The sequence below is a fragment of the Mucilaginibacter lappiensis genome (genome assembly GCF_050433765.1).
GTDB lineage: Bacteria > Bacteroidota > Bacteroidia > Sphingobacteriales > Sphingobacteriaceae > Mucilaginibacter > Mucilaginibacter lappiensis_A.
On the sequence record NZ_JBNPWP010000004.1, the window covers coordinates 382,439 to 400,446 of the forward strand.

Sequence of the window (18,008 nt, forward strand, 5' to 3'; positions counted from 1 at the left end):
GATATGACTGGCGAAGAAAAAATTAGACAAGCATTTGAGAACAAGAACTGGCAGGAAATTAAGGTTACCGACTCCTGGCAGATATTTAAAATAATGGCCGAATTTGTTGATGGCTTTGAAAAACTGGCAAAAATAGGCCCCTGTGTATCCATCTTTGGATCGGCACGTACGCATAATGATAACAAGTATTATAAGCTTGCCGAAGATACCGCCCGCCTGCTAACCGAGCACGGCTATGGCGTAATATCAGGCGGCGGACCAGGCATTATGGAGGCTGCCAACAAAGGCGCTTACGAGGCCGGCGGTAAATCGGTTGGTTTGAATATTGAGCTTCCCTTTGAGCAGTTCCACAATAAATATATTGACAGGGATAAGATCATGGAGTTTGATTACTTCTTTATCCGCAAGGTGATGTTCATGAAATATTCGCAGGGCTTTATCATACTGCCCGGCGGTTTTGGTACTATGGACGAATCATTTGAGGCCATCACCCTGATACAAACCGGTAAAATTGCCCGTTTCCCTATCATATTTGTTGGTGTGGAATACTGGAAAGGCTTGTTTGCCTGGGTAGAAGAGAAAATGCTGGCCGATCAGCACAACATTAACCCCGACGACCTGATGCTTTACCGCGTGGTTGATACCGCCGAAGAAGCCGTTGAGCATATTACCCGTTTTTACAACAAGTATGTGCTGAAACCGAATTTTTAATTAAAGGGGTGTTATTCAAAACACTTGATTAAAGTAATTAAAGAGGTTGTTTCGACATATGAGACAGCCTCTTTTTATCTAAACCATTAACCAGTATTTGTAATCTGATTGTCAACATGCATATTAAGTATACTTACTTACATAAAAGTAAGTATACTTGTATCATCAAATCAATAACAAAATGGATGCCTCATTACATACCCGGGACAAGATCATAGAGTTAGCACGGAACTTTATCCAGAAGATAGGGTATCATTCATTTAATTATAAACAGATAGCCACCGTATTGAACATTAAGAATGCGGCTATTCATCACTATTATCCGGCAAAGGAAGACCTTGGTTTGGCCGTTATTGAAAAGGACAGCCATGACTTTGCTAATATGATAAAGCTTAAAGCTAATGATGAACCCATGGAAAAGCTGGAAGCCCTGCTGTACAATTATGACCTTTACTTTAACGAAGGACATAAAATGTGCCTGATAGGTACTTTAGGTTCGGCCTATCACGATGTTCCCGAAAAAATACAGGCAGCTACCATCCAGTATTCAAATATGGTACATGCCTGGCTTATAGAAGTATTGCAAAATGGGCTCGACACTGGTAAATTTAATTTTGAAGGCACAGCCGAAGAAATGGCCAACAAATGGGAAGCCATATTGCCAGGCTCGTTACAGGTAGGCCGTATACGCGGCGAAGCTTATTTTTACCAGTTGATGGATGGCTTACGATCATCTTTAAAAGCAAAATAAAAAAATTTACTCATTTTACTTACATACATATAAGTAAGTATATAAATCAAACAACAAAATCAAATTAAACAACAACATGAAAAAGATCATTCTAACAGGAAGCAGCAGCGGGTTTGGCTTACAGGCAGTAAAAACCCTGGCCAGTAAAGGTCATACCGTTTACGCTACCATGCGTAACATTACCGGTGCAAACGCTGCCACAGCAGCCGAATTAAAACAATGGGCAAAAGAAAATGGCGCAGCCGTTGAGGTTATTGAACTTGATGTAACCAGCAATGAATCGGCTAAGAAGGCTATTGCGGAGATCAGCGAAAAATCAGGCGGGGTTATTGATGTTTTGATCAATAACGCGGGTTTATCATACCTGGGACTGGGCGAGGCACTTACCATTGAACAAACAGACCAGATATACCAGGTAAACACTATTGCGCCAGAACGTATGATGAAAGCGGTGTTACCTTTTATGCACAAACAAAAAGATGGTTTAATTATCAATATCACTAGTGTACAGTCAAGGCATTATATTCCTATTTTAAGTACATATAACGGTACCAAGGCAGCTTTGGATGCAGTATCGGTAGGTTATCATTATGAACTGAAATCGTCAGGTATTGATGTAGCTACTATTCAGCCGGGAGCGTATCAAACTACTGATATTACAACCAAGTCAATAGTAGCCGGTAATATTGCTGTAGAAGAGTTTTATGGCAAAGATATATTGAACTATAAAAAAGGAGTGATTCAATACTTTGACCCAACTCCCGAAAGCCGCGACCCTCAGGAAGTAGCCGACGCGATGTTGACATTGGTTGAATTACCACAAGGAAAAAGGCCCCTATTTACTATTGTTGGCGGCGGTCCGCAAACCGCTAATTTTGAAAAGGTAAACAGCCTGATCCAGGAAATTGCAGAAATTAGCCAGGGTCTCCGTTAAGGTCAGGCGATTGAAATATATTAAAGCCCCGGTTGCAAAAACAACCGGGGCTTTAATTTTTCCTGGGTGCCATACGATACCGAACAATCTGTGTATCAAAACCGAACGCTTTAATCTATTTCTATTGCCATAAAACTCTCATTATCAATATATTATAACAATGGCATTTATTTGGTTGATTTTGAGCGGTTTAGCACTCAAGATCATGATTAAAAACTATTTTAAAATTGCCTGGCGTAATCTGACCAGGAATAAGGGTTTTTCCATAACCAATTTGCTGGGACTTACCATTGGGATGACCTGCACCATTTTTATATTTTTATGGGTAAGAAATGAGCTTACCTATGATAAATTTCATGCTAACTATAAAACCATTTACCAGGTAATTGCTAACCGGGATTTTAAAAACACCATTTTCACCGACAGGAACATGGTGTTCCCACTTGCCAAAGCCATTGAAAGTGGTTATCCGCAAATAAAAAATGCGGTGCTTACATCACATTTAGAGCAACACCAGGCCAATGTTGGTGATAGCAAGGTCAAAATACATGGGCTATATGTTGGAGGTAGATATTTTGATATGTTTTCCTGGAGATTTAGTAAAGGGAATGCTGCTACTGCTATAACCGATCCATCATCAATAGTCATCACGGCATCTACCGCCAAAACCTTATTCGGAAACGCTAATCCAATAGATAAAGTAATAAAAATTGATAATACCGGGGTACATAAAGTTACTGCTGTGGTGGCCGACCCACCAAATAATGCCACACAGCAGTTTGATTATATTATACCCTATAATTTTTCAGATGCCGACGTAAAGGAAGCCATGACCCAGTGGGGTAATTCATCATGGGAGGTGTATATACAAACGGTGGATAACCCGAATATCGCCCAATTGGGAAAATACATTACCAATGTAATGTTTCAGCATAATAAGGACAAGATCAGTACCTATTTTGCCTTCCCCATGAATAAATGGCACCTGTACAGTGATTTTAAAGATGGTAAGAACGTTGGGGGAATGATTGAGCATGTTCGTTTTTTTATCATCATAGCTATCATTATTTTATTGATTGCCTGTGTTAACTTCATGAACCTTTCTACAGCACGGTCTGAAAAAAGAGCTAAAGAGGTAGGTATTCGTAAAACACTGGGATCAGATAAAAAGCAACTGATAATACAATTCTTTATGGAATCCATGACCCTGGTACTGATCGCTTTTATATGTTCTATTATATCGGTTTACCTGCTGCTGCCTTCCTTTAATCACCTGGTAGATAAGCAACTTCATTTAGATCTGTCTGAACCATTTTTCTGGATAGGTGCTGTGCTGATCATCCTGGTTACCGGTTTAATAGCCGGCAGTTATCCTGCTTTATATTTATCATCATTTAACCCGGTTAAAGTACTAAAAGGCACTTTTATTGCGGGTAAAAGCGCTATAGCGCCACGCAGGGTTTTGGTAATATTCCAATTTGTGGCGTCTATTCTGCTTATTTCTGCAACTATAATTGTTTACCAGCAAATACAGCATGTAAAGGATCGAGACATGGGATATAATCCGGATAACATGATCATGGTTCCGTCTACAGAGGCTACCAACAAAAGTTTTACGGCCATAAAAGGCGATCTGCTGAAAACAGGACTAATCAAAGGTGTCACCCGTACTTCATCGGCTGTAACAGAAATATCCTGGAGATCTGGTCCGCCGGATTGGGACGGCAAGCCAGCCAATGCCAATATCATATTCTCAAACATGACAGCTGATGTTGATTATGCTAAAACAATGGGTATTAAATTATTGCAGGGTACTGAGTTTACCGGAATGCCTTCTGATACTTCTTCGGTGATATTAAATAAAGCCGCGATTGAGGCAATGCAGCTCAAAAACCCGCTTGGAAGGCAATTACGATACGGAGATCATAAATTCACAGTAATTGGTGTAACTGATAACGTGGTTATGTCATCGCCTTATTCGCCGGTAGATCCGATGATGGTTTTTGCAGATCATAACAATTCGAACTATATTAATATAAGGCTCCATAACGGTGTGGAGCCACAAAAGGTAATACAGTTACTTAAAAAAGTATATGCTCAATACAGCCCTGCCGATATTTTTGAATACCAGTTTGTAGATCAGGAATTTGGTAAAAAGTTTTTGACAGAGGAGCTGATAAGCCGCATTACCAACATTTTTGCCGGTCTGGCTATTTTCATCTGCTGTATTGGCTTAGCCGGTCTGGCATCGTTCACCATCGAAAAACGGTTTAGGGAAATAGGGATACGCAAGGTTTTGGGAGCAACCATACAGCAGTTATTAATATTAATATCCACCGAGTTTTTAAAGCTGGTATTGATTGCTTTTGTAATAGCTGTACCCTTAACCTGGTGGTTGATGTACAACTGGTTACAAAAATATCCTTATCATGTTAGCATAAGTGTTGGATTATTTGGCGTGGTAGGTATGCTCATATTATTGTTAACGCTGGCCATAGTAAGCATTAATACCATTAAAGCGGCCATTGCAAATCCTGTAAAAAGTTTAAGGACAGAATAAAGACAGAACCTGGCCTTATTGCCGGATACATACGGTAAGTGTGTACAAACACACGTGCTAAATTGAGGGTGGGTTAAGTGCTTTAAAGGCGTATGATAAATCATGCTGGGATAATACATTGATTCAAGCCTGAAAACATTTCAGGGCTTTTATGGTTTAAAATTTGATTTACTGTTATTGCAACAGATATTATAAATTAATTGAAATTTTAAACATCATCATCCTGAAAGCGCATCATATCCCAACCCATAGAAAGTTCTTTTTATTATTAAAGATTGTATTACTGCCCCTGTTTGCAGGAATTCATGGCTACGCCTATAGCCAGGTGGTAACTCCCGCCGATTCTTTGAAACGGGATTCCCTGCGCAACGACTCTATAAGAGTTCAGCAGGCAAAGGCCCTGTCTAAGCAATTTGACGTGGGCGATTTGTTCAACGATATTTTTCATCCCAACAAAAAGCCTGATCCAATTACTAAAAAATCATCTGGTATTACCATCATACCCAATGTCGCTTCAAACCCCAGTATTGGATCACAAATAGGGATCAAGGCAGTAGCCGGTAGAAAATTTGGTAACGATCCTAATACGCTCCTGTCTGTTGCTGCAACATCGGCCTCTATAACCACCAAGGGTATTATTTATTTCTACATCAATCATAATGTATACACCTCCGGTAATAAGTGGAACTTACAGGGTAACCTCGTTGTAGCCAAGACCGTTACACCCGATTTTGGATTAGGCATCGGTCGTGGGTCTGACGCAAGTGATGCTGAGCATGTGTTGACCAATCCTGAGCGTAAAGGCAGGGCTCTTCATTCCGTATATTTTAACTTCAGGGAAAAGGTATACAAGGAAGTGGAGAAAAACCTTTTTGTTGGTGCCGGGCTCTCGTTTGATGTCAGGAAAAATATTGAAGACACAAAATCCACTGGCTTAACGCCTTACAATATTTATAGTGATGAGCATGGATTTAGCCGAAATAGCTACAGCTCAAACGGGTTTCTCTTTAACGTACAATACACCACCCGCGATAACCAGAACCGGGCTTATAAGGGGATCTATGCCGACGCAGGCATTAGGATTAATCAAACCTGGATAGGAAGCTCTAAAAGCGCAGTGCAATTTATCACCGATTTCAGAAAATACTTTAGCCTTTCGGAGGATCATCCAGAACACGTTATCGCGTTTTGGAACTGGGGATCATATTTAATAAGCGGCAACGTGCCATATCTTGAACTGCCGGGTACCGCTAAAGACGGAAGCTTCCGCAGCGGAAGGGGCTATACTACAGGTTACTTTAAAGGTACAAAATATGATTACTCAGAAGTTGAATACCGTTTTCCGATACTCAGGAACAAGTTCCTCAGTGGCGTTACCTTCTTTAATTTGCAAACCGCTAATGACGAATCGGGCACCAAGCTGTTTCAGGTATGGCAGCCAGGATATGGCGCGGGTTTACGTGTGCTCTTTAACAAGGCCACACGCACCAACCTGTGCCTGGATTATGCCTTCGGTAAATATGGAGCTAAGGGGTTCTTTCTGGGTTTAAATGAAGCTTTTTAAACAAACAAAAAGGTATAATCAACAAACCATCATATGTTTTGAGCAACATAAATAACTATTTAATACTAAATTGTTATTTTGCAGGCTATGGATAACACGGGAAAACCCAAAGCGCAGGCCGCATTAGGATTTATTTTTGCCACTTTATTTATTGATGTAATGGGGTTGGCTATAATTATACCGGTTATCCCCAAGTTAATTGAGCACCTGATCCATGGCGATGTAAGCGAAGCTTCCAGTTATTCGGGCTGGCTTACAGCGGTGTACGCCAGTATGCAATTCCTGTTTTCGCCACTGATAGGTAACCTGAGCGACAAGTTTGGCCGCCGCCCGGTGCTGCTATGCTCACTGCTTGGTTTTAGTATCGATTATGTTTTTATGGCCTTTGCCCCTACCATAGCCTGGTTGTTTGTGGGCCGCATTATTGCGGGCATCACCGGCGCCAGTTTCACTACTGCATCAGCCTATATTGCTGACATCAGCGCACCCGAAAAACGTGCTGCAAACTTTGGCCTGGTGGGTGTAGCCTTTGGTTTAGGCTTTATCATTGGGCCGGTAATTGGCGGCATTTTAGGCAAGTACAATGTACAATACCCTTTCCTCGCGGCCGCTGGTTTGGCTTTGATAAATGCCATATACGGTTACTTTATTTTGCCCGAATCGTTACCCAAGGAAAAACGCCGCAATTTTGACTGGAAAAGAGCCAATCCCGTTGGCTCGCTGATACAAATGAGTAAATACAAAGAGGTTATAGGCTTAGCCGTATCCTTATTCCTGGTATATTTTGCCGTACAATCGGTACAAAGTGTATGGACATTTTATACCATCAAAAAATTTGCCTGGAGCGAAGATATGATAGGCTATTCGCTGGGCTTTGTGGGCCTCATGGTGGCAGCAGTGCAGGGTGGCCTGATCCGCCTGATATTACCTAAATTAGGCGTACAACGGAGTATTTGGATTGGTTTGGTCATATATAGTTTAGGTCTGTTACTATTTGCTTTTGCCGACAAAGGCTGGCTAATGTTTGTTTACCTCATCCCCTATTGCCTGGGTGGTATTGCAGGCCCGGCGCTGCAGGGTTACATGAGCACAGCCGTGCCCGACAATGCGCAGGGCGAGCTACAGGGCGGTCTTACCAGCCTCATGAGCTTAAGCTCCATTTTTGGGCCTTTATTAATGACCTGGGCTTTTTATCATTTCACCCGGCCCAATGCTTCTATCCAGTTTCCGGGCGCGCCGTTTATTATCGGGAGCATATTGATGCTGCTGAGCGCGTTGCTTGCTGTAAGGAGTTTTAAAAGAAATTAAACAATTTGCCACGCAAAATAGTTACCTCATATAATTAAACCTATTATAGCTTTATATTAAAAAACTTATGGATAAACCCGGCAATCAAAAAGGTAAAGCTGCATTAGGGTTTATATTCATCACTTTATTTATTGATGTATTGGGTTTAGGTATCATTATACCCATATTGCCCAAATTACTGGAGCAATTAGCCCATGTTGATCTGAGTACAGCCACCCAAATCAGCGGGTATTTAACATTTACCTATGCCTCCATGCAGTTTTTGTTCTCGCCGGTTTTAGGCAACCTGAGTGATAGATTTGGCCGGCGGCCCGTATTGCTAGGCTCTTTACTTGGCTTTGGCGTTGATTACCTGTTCATGGCCTTTGCACCCACCCTATTCTGGTTATTTATTGGCCGTGTTATAGCAGGTGTAACCGGGGCCAGCAGCACCACCGCCACGGCTTATATTGCCGACGTGAGCACAGGTAATAAACGGGCCGCGAACTTTGGCCTGGTTGGGGCCGCATCAGGGTTAGGCTTTATTTTGGGGATAGGGATGGGTGGCTTTTTAGGGGCCATCAGCGTAAAACTCCCCTTTATTGTGGCGGCTGGTTTGGCATTGTTAAATGCCCTTTACGGTTTCTTTGTACTACCCGAATCATTAGCTCCCGAAAACCGGCGCAAGTTTGAATGGAAACGCGCAAATCCTATAAGCGCGTTAACCCGTTTAGGTAAATACGATATTTCCATAAGCACACTGATCACGGCATTTACCATAGTGTATATCGGGCAAAAAGCCGTAGAGAGTACACTGCCGTTCTTTTTAATTGAAAAATATCAATGGACCCTGAGCAGCATAAGCGGTCTGGGTATATTTATAGGCATTTTACTGGTAGGCATACAGGGCGGGCTGATACGCATAGTGATACCAAAACTTGGCCTGGAGAAAAGCGTTATAGCAGGTATGGCCTTTTATACTATAGGCTTAATATTTATCGCTTTCAATAACATCGGCTGGATGATGTATGTATACATGATCCCCTATTGTTTGGGTGGGATATCAGGTCCGGCTTTGCAAGGTTTTATCACCGAAAAAATTGCCCCCAATGAACAGGGCGAACTACAGGGAGCATTAACCAGCCTGGTAAGTGTAACCACCATTGTAGGCCCATTGCTGATGACCAGCCTGTTCCATCATTTTACCATGAAGGGCACAGCAGTTTATTTTCCGGGAGCTCCCTATTTAATGGGCGCTGTATTAATGCTGCTTAGTATTTTACTGGCGATAAGAAGTTTTAGGAAAGCTTCGGCGGTTGAATTAAAGAAAGCTTAAAAAGTTTATCTTTATGGTGAAACCAAAACCATGAGAAAGCTTTTATTAATACTGTTTTCACTATCCGTTTTACTTATTGCATGCAATGATAACCACAATACAAAGCCTAACCTTTCTTTATCCATAAAGTCAATAAATGATACTACTGAAATTTTAAAAAAATTCTTTTCTCCGGTTAAGATCGTCAATAAAAATTTGGCTGTATGGAAGCCCGATATGGACGATTATTTTAATATGGTAATATCAGACGATAGTACTTGCAAAACAAAAATTGATACCATCATTACCCTTACGCATCAAAAATACATTATAATCTTTCGTACAGATGGTTATTACAACAGTGGTAAAAAAAGAGATTGCCATGTATGCTCACCTATTTATGGTATCGCAAGCATTGAAAAACAAGATTCCACTTATAACATTTTAAATTTCAAGAAGAACCTGATTGCAGCCGGAAGCTTTGGTTCGGGCTATGATACTTTGCAGATTGAAAAATTTGGACATGATTTTCAGTTATTACGAATAACATCCAGTTATGTTGGAACAAGTACAGAAACACTTACTAATACTTATTTTGACGTAAATGGATATAAACAATTATTCAGTTACTGGCCTTATCGTACTGTTGGTGATAGTGCCGAGTTAGATACTCAATACACTAAAATTGAACAGCAATTAATTCACATTCCCGGCAAAGAATTTAAAGAAAGAGATGATATTAAGTTATTGGGCTATTTTACCACCTATGATGAAAAGCAAAAAAAGTTTATCAGAAGAAATCAGACAGAATATTACAGAGCTGATGCTTTTGGTAACTACAAAAGGGCCCTGCAATAACAATTCTACCTGCGATCCGGCTTATGATCCAGTCCACTTACACCGCCTGATATTACGAACTTCATCATATCGGCGGCGCTCTTATCAATGTGTTTTACTTTATCGGCCGATATAATAACTACCTGCCCCGCAAAGGAGTAGGAATATGGGAAATATACGGCAACCTCGCCGGGCAGATTTAAGGATGTAAGATCCTTTTGAACAATAAAGCCTATCTTTTTCAATCCAAACTCATTTACCTCCACCAAAACGGGTTCGTTAAATTTTTTCTCGTCGCCTACAATGGCTTCCGTCAGATCTTTTATAGATGAGTACAGGAATTTAATTAAAGGCAGTCGGTTTAGCCAGCGGTTAAACCAGCGTTTAATAGGATCGGTAACTACATTGGTAACCAATATACCGGCTACCATGATAACCACAACCACATTTAAAATACCCAGACCCGGAATGTATATGTGCTTACCATTCTTATCCACCCATAAAACATCGCTTAAATTCAAAGCTTTATCAATGGTTGATACCGCCCAGTAAATTAAAAAAAATGCCGCGCCTATAGGCACTACAATGATTAGTCCTTTTACAAAATACCTTAATAAAGCTCCGGCTAATCTGTTCATAGATGCAAATTTAGTATCAAGTAGTTAGTATCGGGTATCAAGGTAACCTGTTTTTTTAAAATCAGCATCAAAAATCCTGATACCTGATACTAACGACTTGATACACAAAGATTGATACTACTCATAAAAGTACACTCTTTTTACCCGTTGCGAAACATTAGTTAAAATTTCGTACGGAATGGTGCCTATTTGCTTTGCCAGTTCCTCAATACGCAGGCGTCCATCAAAAATAATCACTTCGTCGCCCTCACTTACGTCAAGGCCGCTTACATCAAGCATACACATATCCATAGTAATATTGCCCACCGTAGGCACCAGCGTACCTTTTACCAGCATTTTACCTACACCATTGCCAAAGGCGCGCAGATACCCATCGGCATAACCAATACGAACAGTTGCTATTTTACCATCTTTTAATAAACTACCGCTGCGGCCATAACTAATGGTATCACCTGCCCCTATCTTTTTAACCTGGGCAATACTTGTTTTTAAACTGGCAATGGGCTGTAAAGCATTTTCTGCAACCGGAACAGACGAATCAATACCATATAACCCAATGCCCAGCCGCACCATATCATAATGTGCCGATGGCCAGCGGATGATGCCCGCGGTGTTACATATATGTTTGATCACTTTATAACCCAGCGTTTTTTCTATCTCCTTAAAAGCTTTTTCAAAGCGCTTGATCTGCTTTTTACTAAACTCGTCATGCTGTTTTGCCTCGCTTGCCACCAGGTGTGAAAACACCGATTGTACACGGATGTACCTGTTCGCCTCCAGCATATCGCAAAGGGTTTCAATGTCCAGATTTTCAAAACCCAGGCGGTGCATACCTGTATCAATTTTAAGGTGTACCGGGTAATTTACAATACCACGTTCCTGTGTGTACACCACAAAATCGTCCAGCAGGCCAAAACTGTAAATTACCGGTTCAAGCTTGTATTCAGTAAGCTTATCAAATGCCGATGCCTCGGGGTTAAGCACCATCATGGGCAGATTAATGCCTGCCTGGCGCAGGGCCACTCCTTCGTCAATATAAGCAACCGCCAGGTAATCAACCTTGTTATACTGCAGCATATTGGCCACCTCAAAAGTGCCGCTGCCGTATGAAAAGGCTTTGACCATAGCCATTACCTTTACACCTGGTTTTAATTTTGTCCGGTAAAAATTAAGATTACTGAGCAGCGTGTTCAGGTTAATCTCCATGATGGTTTCATGTGCCTTTTGAGTAAGGGCACCACTGATGCGCTCAAATTCAAAACTCCTTGAACCTTTGATCAGGATGGTTTCTTCCTTAAAATTAAGCGTTTTTAATTGCTGTAGTAAGGCTGGTGTATCCTTAAAAAAATGTTGTTCGGCAATGTCAAAACATGCCTGGTTATTCATGAGCGCATCGCCCACCCCAATAAACTTATCAATGCTTTTTGTACCTATTAAATTGGCAACCTGACAGTATAAAACTTCCTGAGAAAGACCGGATTGCAATATATCCGACAGGATGAGCGTCCGTTTCTGATGCTGATTTTGCTGGCTCAAAAAATTAAGCGCAATCTCCAGCGATTGCAGATCTGAATTATAGGAGTCATCAATAACGGAGCAGTTATTTACACCGTTCTTTAACTCCAAACGCATACTTACCGGGTTAAGTCGCTCAATACGATCGTCGGCCTCAACCGCACTGTATCCTAAAGCCAACATGGTAGCCCAGCAGGTAATGGCGTTTTCGATAGATGCCAGGTCTGAAAAAGGGATCAGGCATTCGATCTCTTTTTTCTGAAAGTAAGCCCGCAGATAGTATTTTTTGGAGATAGCCGTTTCGCTGAAAACATACAGATCGGCCTGCTTAAACTTACGGCTCCAGGTAAAAGTTTCCTTAACCGGGATATCCTTTGTAAAGTCGATAAGCTGATCGTAATTATAAATAAGCTGTTTGCTGTTTTTAAATAGTTTCAGTTTTTCCAGTACTTTTTGGCGCCTATCTGTAAAGCCTTCATCATGCGCGGGGCCTATATGCGTGAGCACCCCTATTTGTGGTTTGATGATAGCTTGCAGCTTGTCCATTTCGTTTATGGTAGAGATACCGGCTTCAAAAATACCCAGATCATTCCGGTTGTTTATTTGCCATACCGAAAGCGGCACACCAATTTGCGAGTTATAACTTTTAGGATTCCGTACAATATTTTTATCGGCCGCCAATAATTGGTAAAGCCACTCCTTAACTATGGTTTTGCCATTGCTTCCTGTTATGCCTATCACCTCCAGCTTAAACTGGCCGCGATGATAAGCAGCCAAAGTTTGTAAAGCCGCCAGTGGATCATCAACCAGCAAAAAATTTGCACCGGGTAAATTAAATTCGGCACCCTGCTTCACCACAAAATTGCGCACACCGGCTGCATAGGCCTCGGCAACAAACTCGTGCCCGTTACGCCTGGCGCTCAATGCAAAAAACAACCCTTCTGCCGCGTTGCTGATGCGGCGGCTATCGGTTAACAGGGTACTGATGGTGCTTTCTTTTACTATATTGCCGCCTGCATTAATGATTTGTTTAACCTCGGTTATGGCGTATTGATTACTATGCATGGTACGAATTTGCTTATATTATCTAACAATAGAAGAATTTTTAACGAATTTTGACATTGATGGACGCCCCCAAAACAATTAAGATAACCGACCCAAATGTTGCGCTGGCAAAGGCCGAGCATTTTTGCGCCTACCAGGAGCGGTCGCAGCAGGAGGTGCGTGATAAGTTATACGAATGGGGACTTTGGCCCGACGCCGTTGAACAAACCATAAGTAAGCTGATTGAAGGGAATTTTTTAAACGAGGACCGCTTTGCAAAGGCCTACGCCAAAGGTAAATTTGGCCAGAAGGCCTGGGGAAAAATTAAAATAAAACAGGGCCTTAAATTTAAACGGGTACCCGATGTGTTGATAAAAAAAGCGCTGCTAACCATTGATGCTGATGACTATTTAGCGGCCCTGACCAGGGTGCTGGAGAAAAAAGCGGCATTGTTAAGTGAAAAAAATGCCATTAAACGCCGGTACAAGCTACAGCAGTATGCGATGGGCCGTGGATATGAGGCCGACCTGGTTGCTGACGTTTTGAAAGCCAGTGACTTATAAAAAAAAAAATTTTTTAATATTTCTCCTTGCAGAATATGCTTTTCTGCCTATATTTGCACTCCCAACGCGAAAGTAGCTCAGTTGGTAGAGCACGACCTTGCCAAGGTCGGGGTCGCGAGTTCGAATCTCGTCTTTCGCTCAAAGCCCTTCCTGTCAAAAAGAAGGGTTTTATTTTTAAAAGGTTAACCGCCTGCTCAGATGGTGGAACTGGTAGACACGCAGGACTTAAAATCCTGTTCCCGTAAACGGAGTGCGGGTTCGATTCCCGCTCTGAGTACTTAGACAGAAATGCAAGTTTGTAATAGTTTGACTATCAACAACTTGCATTTCTTGTTTTTAATAGATTTTGTTGACCTCCTCAATAAAACAACTTAAACGAATATTTTACCTTACTAATTATCAACTATTTACAAAACAAAGGTATTTTCATTCCCATCCCCCCCCTGTTTTGCTGATAGTCGAACACGATAACTAATTAATTGTCAATTATTTATAGCCCTTAAATGCTTTGCATTCCCATGCAGTCCCACAATATCAGACCATTGAACACCTTAACTCGCTATAAACCAATCTCTTTCTTAATTATCTTAACAATTATTTCTACAACTTTATTTAACAATGCTTCCTCGCTACCTGCATAGATATTTCTATCTATAGATTTCGCTTTCAATGGGCGGTTTGCTATTCTTTTGGCTTTTCTTTTTGTTATTTTCATATTGCAGCTATTATCATTAACGCTGTTATTCTTCAAAAATGACTTTGACTTCTTCATCATGAATCGGCATTGATTTTACTTTCAGCGAACGCCCGTTTCTTTCGGAGAACAATGTCTTAATCTCGGCTACAATGGAAAGTGCTATTTCTTCAGCTGTTTCTGAATCGATGTCCAAACCCACCAGGCCGTAAATTTTGGCCCGCGATTCTTCTGGGATGTTATCAAACTTTGATGCTCCTTTTTTAACAACTCTTTTGGCTGGTCTTTTTTTGACATTTTAAAAAATATTAACTAAAGACTCATCACAATCAACCGCCCAGCTGTTTACAATGAAATTATCTTTATATTTTGTTATTGATAAAAAAGTACAGAATGAAACTTTGACTGAGATGAGGAATAATTACTAACTGGTTTTGAATGTCATTTAGCTGTGACAAACATTATTTTACCTTTTCCCAAACACTTGTCCGGCCAAATAGCGATACTCCTATGTATCCCCTGATATTTAGTTTATCATCCTTTAGTTTCAATGTACAACTGTATGTTTTACCGCTATAAGGATCATAGATCTGACCACCATCCCAGGCTCGATCATGATACGTAAAATCGTAAAGCATGATCGGATCTTTGAGGTTACGGGACCTTAATTTTTCATTTTTGTTTTTAACATCTTTCCGGGAAGTAATTCCATCCGGCTCGTACATCGTTTTGCCCCAGATCAGCTTGCCGAAATATTTGCCGTTTGCTTTATAAACATCAATTTTACCCGTCTTATCTTCGCTCAGCCATACGCCTAAGATCTTATCGGCTCCGGGAGTTTGTGCAAACGCTTTTGCTACTGTAAAAAGGCATAGCAATAATATTATTCTTATCTTTTTCATTATTATGTGGGTTTAAGACATTGTGTTGGGCAAGTAACAACGTTATTTAATTTTGACAACAACTTTTCCTTTAGCACGGCCGCTTTCAACATAGGCAATCGCTTCCTTGATCGATTCGAACGAGAAAATTTTGTCTATAACCGGTATTATTGTACCGGAGTTTATAAGCGAGGTGATTTCCTTTAACTGAGGGCCATTGGCCTTCATGAAAAGAAATGAAAAGCCCACATTAAGCCGTTTTGCCTTCTTTCTTACTCCGGCGCTCAAAAGGCGCATGATTAATTTTACGTACCAGGGTGCTCCGATTTCTTCTGCAAAATCAGGATCAGGCGGACCGGAAATTGAGATGAGTTTTCCGCCAGGTTTTAAAACGCGAAGCGACTTTTCGAGCGTCTTTCCATCCTGACTATTCAAAACCAGGTCATAACCGTGCAATACCTTCTCAAAGTCGTCTTTCTTGTAGTCTATAACCACATCTGCGCCCAGGCTTTTCACCAACTCAATATTGGCTGTACTTGTGGTTGTGGCCACCGTGGCTCCCAGGTACTTTGCCAGTTGAATGGCAAATGTACCTACACCACCAGAACCGGCCTGGATGAACACTTTTTGCCCTTTCTTCAGATTTCCTTTTTCAATCAGTGCCTGCCAGGCGGTAAGGCCCACCAGGGGAATAGATGCGGCTTCTTCCATGCTCAGCTTTTTCGGCTTAAGCGCTACATCAGCTTCTTTAATGGCAATAAATTCCGCAAATGTTCCAATGCGATGATCAGCTGGTCGCGCGTAAACCTCGTCTCCAACTTTAAATTGTTGCACACGGACCCCAACCTTAGTTACAACACCCGCCACATCATGGCCCAAAACAAATGGTGTTTTATACGGCAAAATGAGTTTGAACTCCCCGTTTCTGATTTTGGAATCCAGCAGGTTTATAGCAGTGGCATGTACTTCTACCAACACCTCATCCGCCTGTGGTTCCGGAGCAGGTATTTGCCCGATGCGCCCGCCATCTTTGCTTTTATATTTATCAATGATGAATGCTTTCATTTTTTTTAATGTTTAAAATATATAGTGGGATTAAGTTCTATGATGCTAATACCGCGTAACTTTTCTTAGGGTTAATCAAACCAAAAGTCATTGTTGGAAAAAGCCGGTTGAGTATATAAACTGCTTTGGTATCACCGGCACGAATGGTAAGCTGATCCTTCTTGATACCTGCAATCAGCGCTTTCACCAGGTCTTCCGTAGTCATTTTTTTGTCGTTCCGGCCAGCGGTCATTTCTGTAGCAACAAGCGGGGGCAAAAGTTCAAAAACTTTGACGCTGCTGTTCAAAATCTGGAGGTGCTTTCTCAATGTTTTCGTGTAAAATTGTAATGCTACTTTGGATGCTGAATAAGTCGCCTCCAGCAATGCAGGAACATAACTGAGTATTGAAGTCGTATTGATAATGGCGCTGTCTTTCCTCGATTTCAACATATCGATAAACAAATTGTTAAGCCGGATTACCCCGAGGTAATTGACGTTCATTTCATATGCCGCGTCCTCAAAATGCTGACTATTGGCCATTCCAAGGTTAATGGGGTCAGTCAACACTCCCGCGTTATTGTATAAAATGTCTATACCGCCCATTTGCTGTACCTGTTTGAAAAGCTTTTGTGCATCACCTGCGTCTGATACATCACTTTTAACAGTTGTAATCGCCGGATACAGTTTTCTGGCTTCATCTAATTTTATCTGGTTTCTACCGGTGATAATCACATTGGCACCATTGGCTAAAAATTGTTTCGCTGCTTCCAGCCCGATACCTGATGCACCTCCTGTGATCAATACCGTTTTTCCTTTCAGTTGCATGATTTAATTTCTATTGTTAATTCTATTTTGAAGCATTAATCGATTTCAGAATGGATTTCTCGAAAACCTTATAGGCGAAGTGTTGAAGCAGGAGTACGATTGATGATCCTTTTCCGACAGGGTAACTAAATTTTGGATTTATTTCTTTCACTGTTTGCAATAAAGTAGCGATAACCGGTGCAGGGTCGGGTGCATTATCAAATGACTTTTTGGTATATGCGGTGACCTTTTGCCGAAACGGGTCATAGTCTGTGATGGTTCCTTTTGCGACAGTTCCACTTTCGCCGATATTGGTTTTGAACGCGATCGGCTCAACCATAACCACCTTGATGTTAAACTGGTTCAATTCAAACCGGAGCGATTTAAAATAACCTTCGAGTGCATGTTTGGAAGCCGCGTAGTAGGCCACATTTGGAAGACTCAATAAGCCCAGCAGGGAACCAAGTGTGATTATTTTTCCATGTTTTTGCTTCCTGAAGTAGGGCAATAACTCGTTAGTTAATTTGATGGTTCCCCAAAAGTTGGTTTCAAACTGCTGCCTGCCTAACTCAATAGGGGTTTCCTCGGCAAGTCCGTTTACTAAGTAACCCGCGTTGTTGATCAGCACATCTAATTGTTTGATCTCACTGAACAGTAGCTTGCCAAAAGATGCTATGGAATGGTCATCATTTAAATCCAATGGCAGTACCTTAAATGGTAATTTTGCCTGGTGCTTTTCCGGATCCCGGCTTGTGCCAATTACCTGATAGCCATTTTCGTGGAGCTTGCTGGCGACAAGCAGCCCGATGCCCGATGAGGCACCTGTGACTAAAATTGTTTGTTTCATTTTCTTTGTTTTTAATGT

16 protein-coding genes, 2 tRNA genes and 1 pseudogene are annotated in these 18,008 nt (G+C 41.3%); 11 read left to right on the plus strand and 8 right to left on the minus strand.

What is annotated here, in order from left to right:
- The first annotated feature begins 3 nt into the window (after nt 1-3).
- The 8 genes from M2273_RS14745 (at nt 4) to M2273_RS14780 (ending at nt 9,980) form a co-directional block, all read left to right on the plus strand.
- Nucleotides 4-711: a TIGR00730 family Rossman fold protein gene (locus M2273_RS14745; protein WP_429398087.1), complete on the plus strand. Its 708-nt coding sequence runs from the start codon at nt 4-6 to the stop codon at nt 709-711.
- Between the two features lie 181 nt (nt 712-892).
- Nucleotides 893-1,462 carry a TetR/AcrR family transcriptional regulator gene (locus M2273_RS14750; RefSeq protein WP_429398089.1) on the plus strand — a complete coding sequence of 190 codons (570 nt, stop codon included), beginning with the start codon at nt 893-895 and terminating at the stop codon, nt 1,460-1,462.
- Nucleotides 1,463-1,538: 76 nt separating this feature from the next.
- Nucleotides 1,539-2,396, plus strand: coding sequence for an SDR family NAD(P)-dependent oxidoreductase (locus M2273_RS14755; RefSeq protein ID WP_429398091.1), 858 nt, complete (start codon nt 1,539-1,541; stop codon nt 2,394-2,396).
- Nucleotides 2,397-2,601: 205 nt separating this feature from the next.
- On the plus strand, nt 2,602-4,956 hold the full coding sequence (locus M2273_RS14760) for an ABC transporter permease (RefSeq protein ID WP_429398093.1): 2,355 nt from the start codon (nt 2,602-2,604) through the stop codon (nt 4,954-4,956).
- A 163-nt stretch (nt 4,957-5,119) separates the two neighbouring features.
- Nucleotides 5,120-6,520 (plus strand): BamA/TamA family outer membrane protein, encoded by a 1,401-nt coding sequence (locus M2273_RS14765; RefSeq protein WP_429398095.1) that lies wholly within the window; start codon nt 5,120-5,122, stop codon nt 6,518-6,520.
- 87 nt (nt 6,521-6,607) lie between these two features.
- Nucleotides 6,608-7,828 (plus strand): TCR/Tet family MFS transporter, encoded by a 1,221-nt coding sequence (locus M2273_RS14770; RefSeq protein ID WP_429398097.1) that lies wholly within the window; start codon nt 6,608-6,610, stop codon nt 7,826-7,828.
- A 67-nt stretch (nt 7,829-7,895) separates the two neighbouring features.
- Nucleotides 7,896-9,143: a TCR/Tet family MFS transporter gene (locus tag M2273_RS14775; protein WP_429398099.1), complete on the plus strand. Its 1,248-nt coding sequence runs from the start codon at nt 7,896-7,898 to the stop codon at nt 9,141-9,143.
- Nucleotides 9,144-9,173: 30 nt separating this feature from the next.
- Complete coding sequence (locus M2273_RS14780; protein WP_429398101.1) at nt 9,174-9,980, plus strand: hypothetical protein; 807 nt, start codon at nt 9,174-9,176, stop codon at nt 9,978-9,980.
- 5 nt (nt 9,981-9,985) lie between these two features.
- Here M2273_RS14780 and M2273_RS14785 read toward each other — a convergent pair whose 3' ends face one another.
- Together M2273_RS14785 and M2273_RS14790 are read right to left on the minus strand one after the other, a co-directional pair.
- The gene (locus tag M2273_RS14785) at nt 9,986-10,597 is read right to left on the minus strand and encodes a DUF502 domain-containing protein (protein ID WP_429398103.1); all 612 of its coding nucleotides are present in this window, start codon (nt 10,595-10,597) and stop codon (nt 9,986-9,988) included.
- 117 nt (nt 10,598-10,714) lie between these two features.
- The gene (locus M2273_RS14790) at nt 10,715-13,177 is read right to left on the minus strand and encodes a bifunctional UDP-N-acetylmuramoyl-tripeptide:D-alanyl-D-alanine ligase/alanine racemase (protein WP_429398105.1); all 2,463 of its coding nucleotides are present in this window, start codon (nt 13,175-13,177) and stop codon (nt 10,715-10,717) included.
- Between the two features lie 59 nt (nt 13,178-13,236).
- Between M2273_RS14790 and M2273_RS14795 the strand changes: the two genes are divergently transcribed.
- From M2273_RS14795 to M2273_RS14805, 3 genes are all read left to right on the plus strand, one after another.
- Nucleotides 13,237-13,719, plus strand: a complete 483-nt coding sequence (locus M2273_RS14795) for a regulatory protein RecX (protein WP_429398107.1) — start codon at nt 13,237-13,239, stop codon at nt 13,717-13,719.
- Nucleotides 13,720-13,785: 66 nt separating this feature from the next.
- Nucleotides 13,786-13,858 (plus strand) — tRNA-Gly (locus tag M2273_RS14800).
- Nucleotides 13,859-13,911: 53 nt separating this feature from the next.
- Nucleotides 13,912-13,996: transfer RNA gene (locus M2273_RS14805), tRNA-Leu, on the plus strand.
- A gap of 282 nt (nt 13,997-14,278) precedes the next feature.
- Here the strand turns inward: M2273_RS14805 and M2273_RS14810 are convergent.
- The 6 genes and pseudogenes from M2273_RS14810 to M2273_RS14835 all read right to left on the minus strand — a co-directional run bounded on the left by M2273_RS14810 (nt 14,279) and on the right by M2273_RS14835 (nt 17,990).
- Nucleotides 14,279-14,434, minus strand: coding sequence for a hypothetical protein (locus M2273_RS14810; protein WP_429398109.1), 156 nt, complete (start codon nt 14,432-14,434; stop codon nt 14,279-14,281).
- A 25-nt stretch (nt 14,435-14,459) separates the two neighbouring features.
- Nucleotides 14,460-14,654: pseudogene (locus M2273_RS14815) on the minus strand (XdhC family protein); the annotation flags it as partial.
- Nucleotides 14,655-14,874: 220 nt separating this feature from the next.
- Nucleotides 14,875-15,315, minus strand: coding sequence for a DUF2147 domain-containing protein (locus M2273_RS14820; protein ID WP_429398111.1), 441 nt, complete (start codon nt 15,313-15,315; stop codon nt 14,875-14,877).
- A gap of 42 nt (nt 15,316-15,357) precedes the next feature.
- Nucleotides 15,358-16,359: an NADP-dependent oxidoreductase gene (locus M2273_RS14825; RefSeq protein WP_429398113.1), complete on the minus strand. Its 1,002-nt coding sequence runs from the start codon at nt 16,357-16,359 to the stop codon at nt 15,358-15,360.
- A 37-nt stretch (nt 16,360-16,396) separates the two neighbouring features.
- Nucleotides 16,397-17,164 carry an SDR family oxidoreductase gene (locus M2273_RS14830; RefSeq protein WP_429398115.1) on the minus strand — a complete coding sequence of 256 codons (768 nt, stop codon included), beginning with the start codon at nt 17,162-17,164 and terminating at the stop codon, nt 16,397-16,399.
- 22 nt (nt 17,165-17,186) lie between these two features.
- The gene (locus M2273_RS14835) at nt 17,187-17,990 is read right to left on the minus strand and encodes an SDR family NAD(P)-dependent oxidoreductase (protein WP_429398117.1); all 804 of its coding nucleotides are present in this window, start codon (nt 17,988-17,990) and stop codon (nt 17,187-17,189) included.
- Between the last annotated feature and the right edge of the window lie 18 nt (nt 17,991-18,008).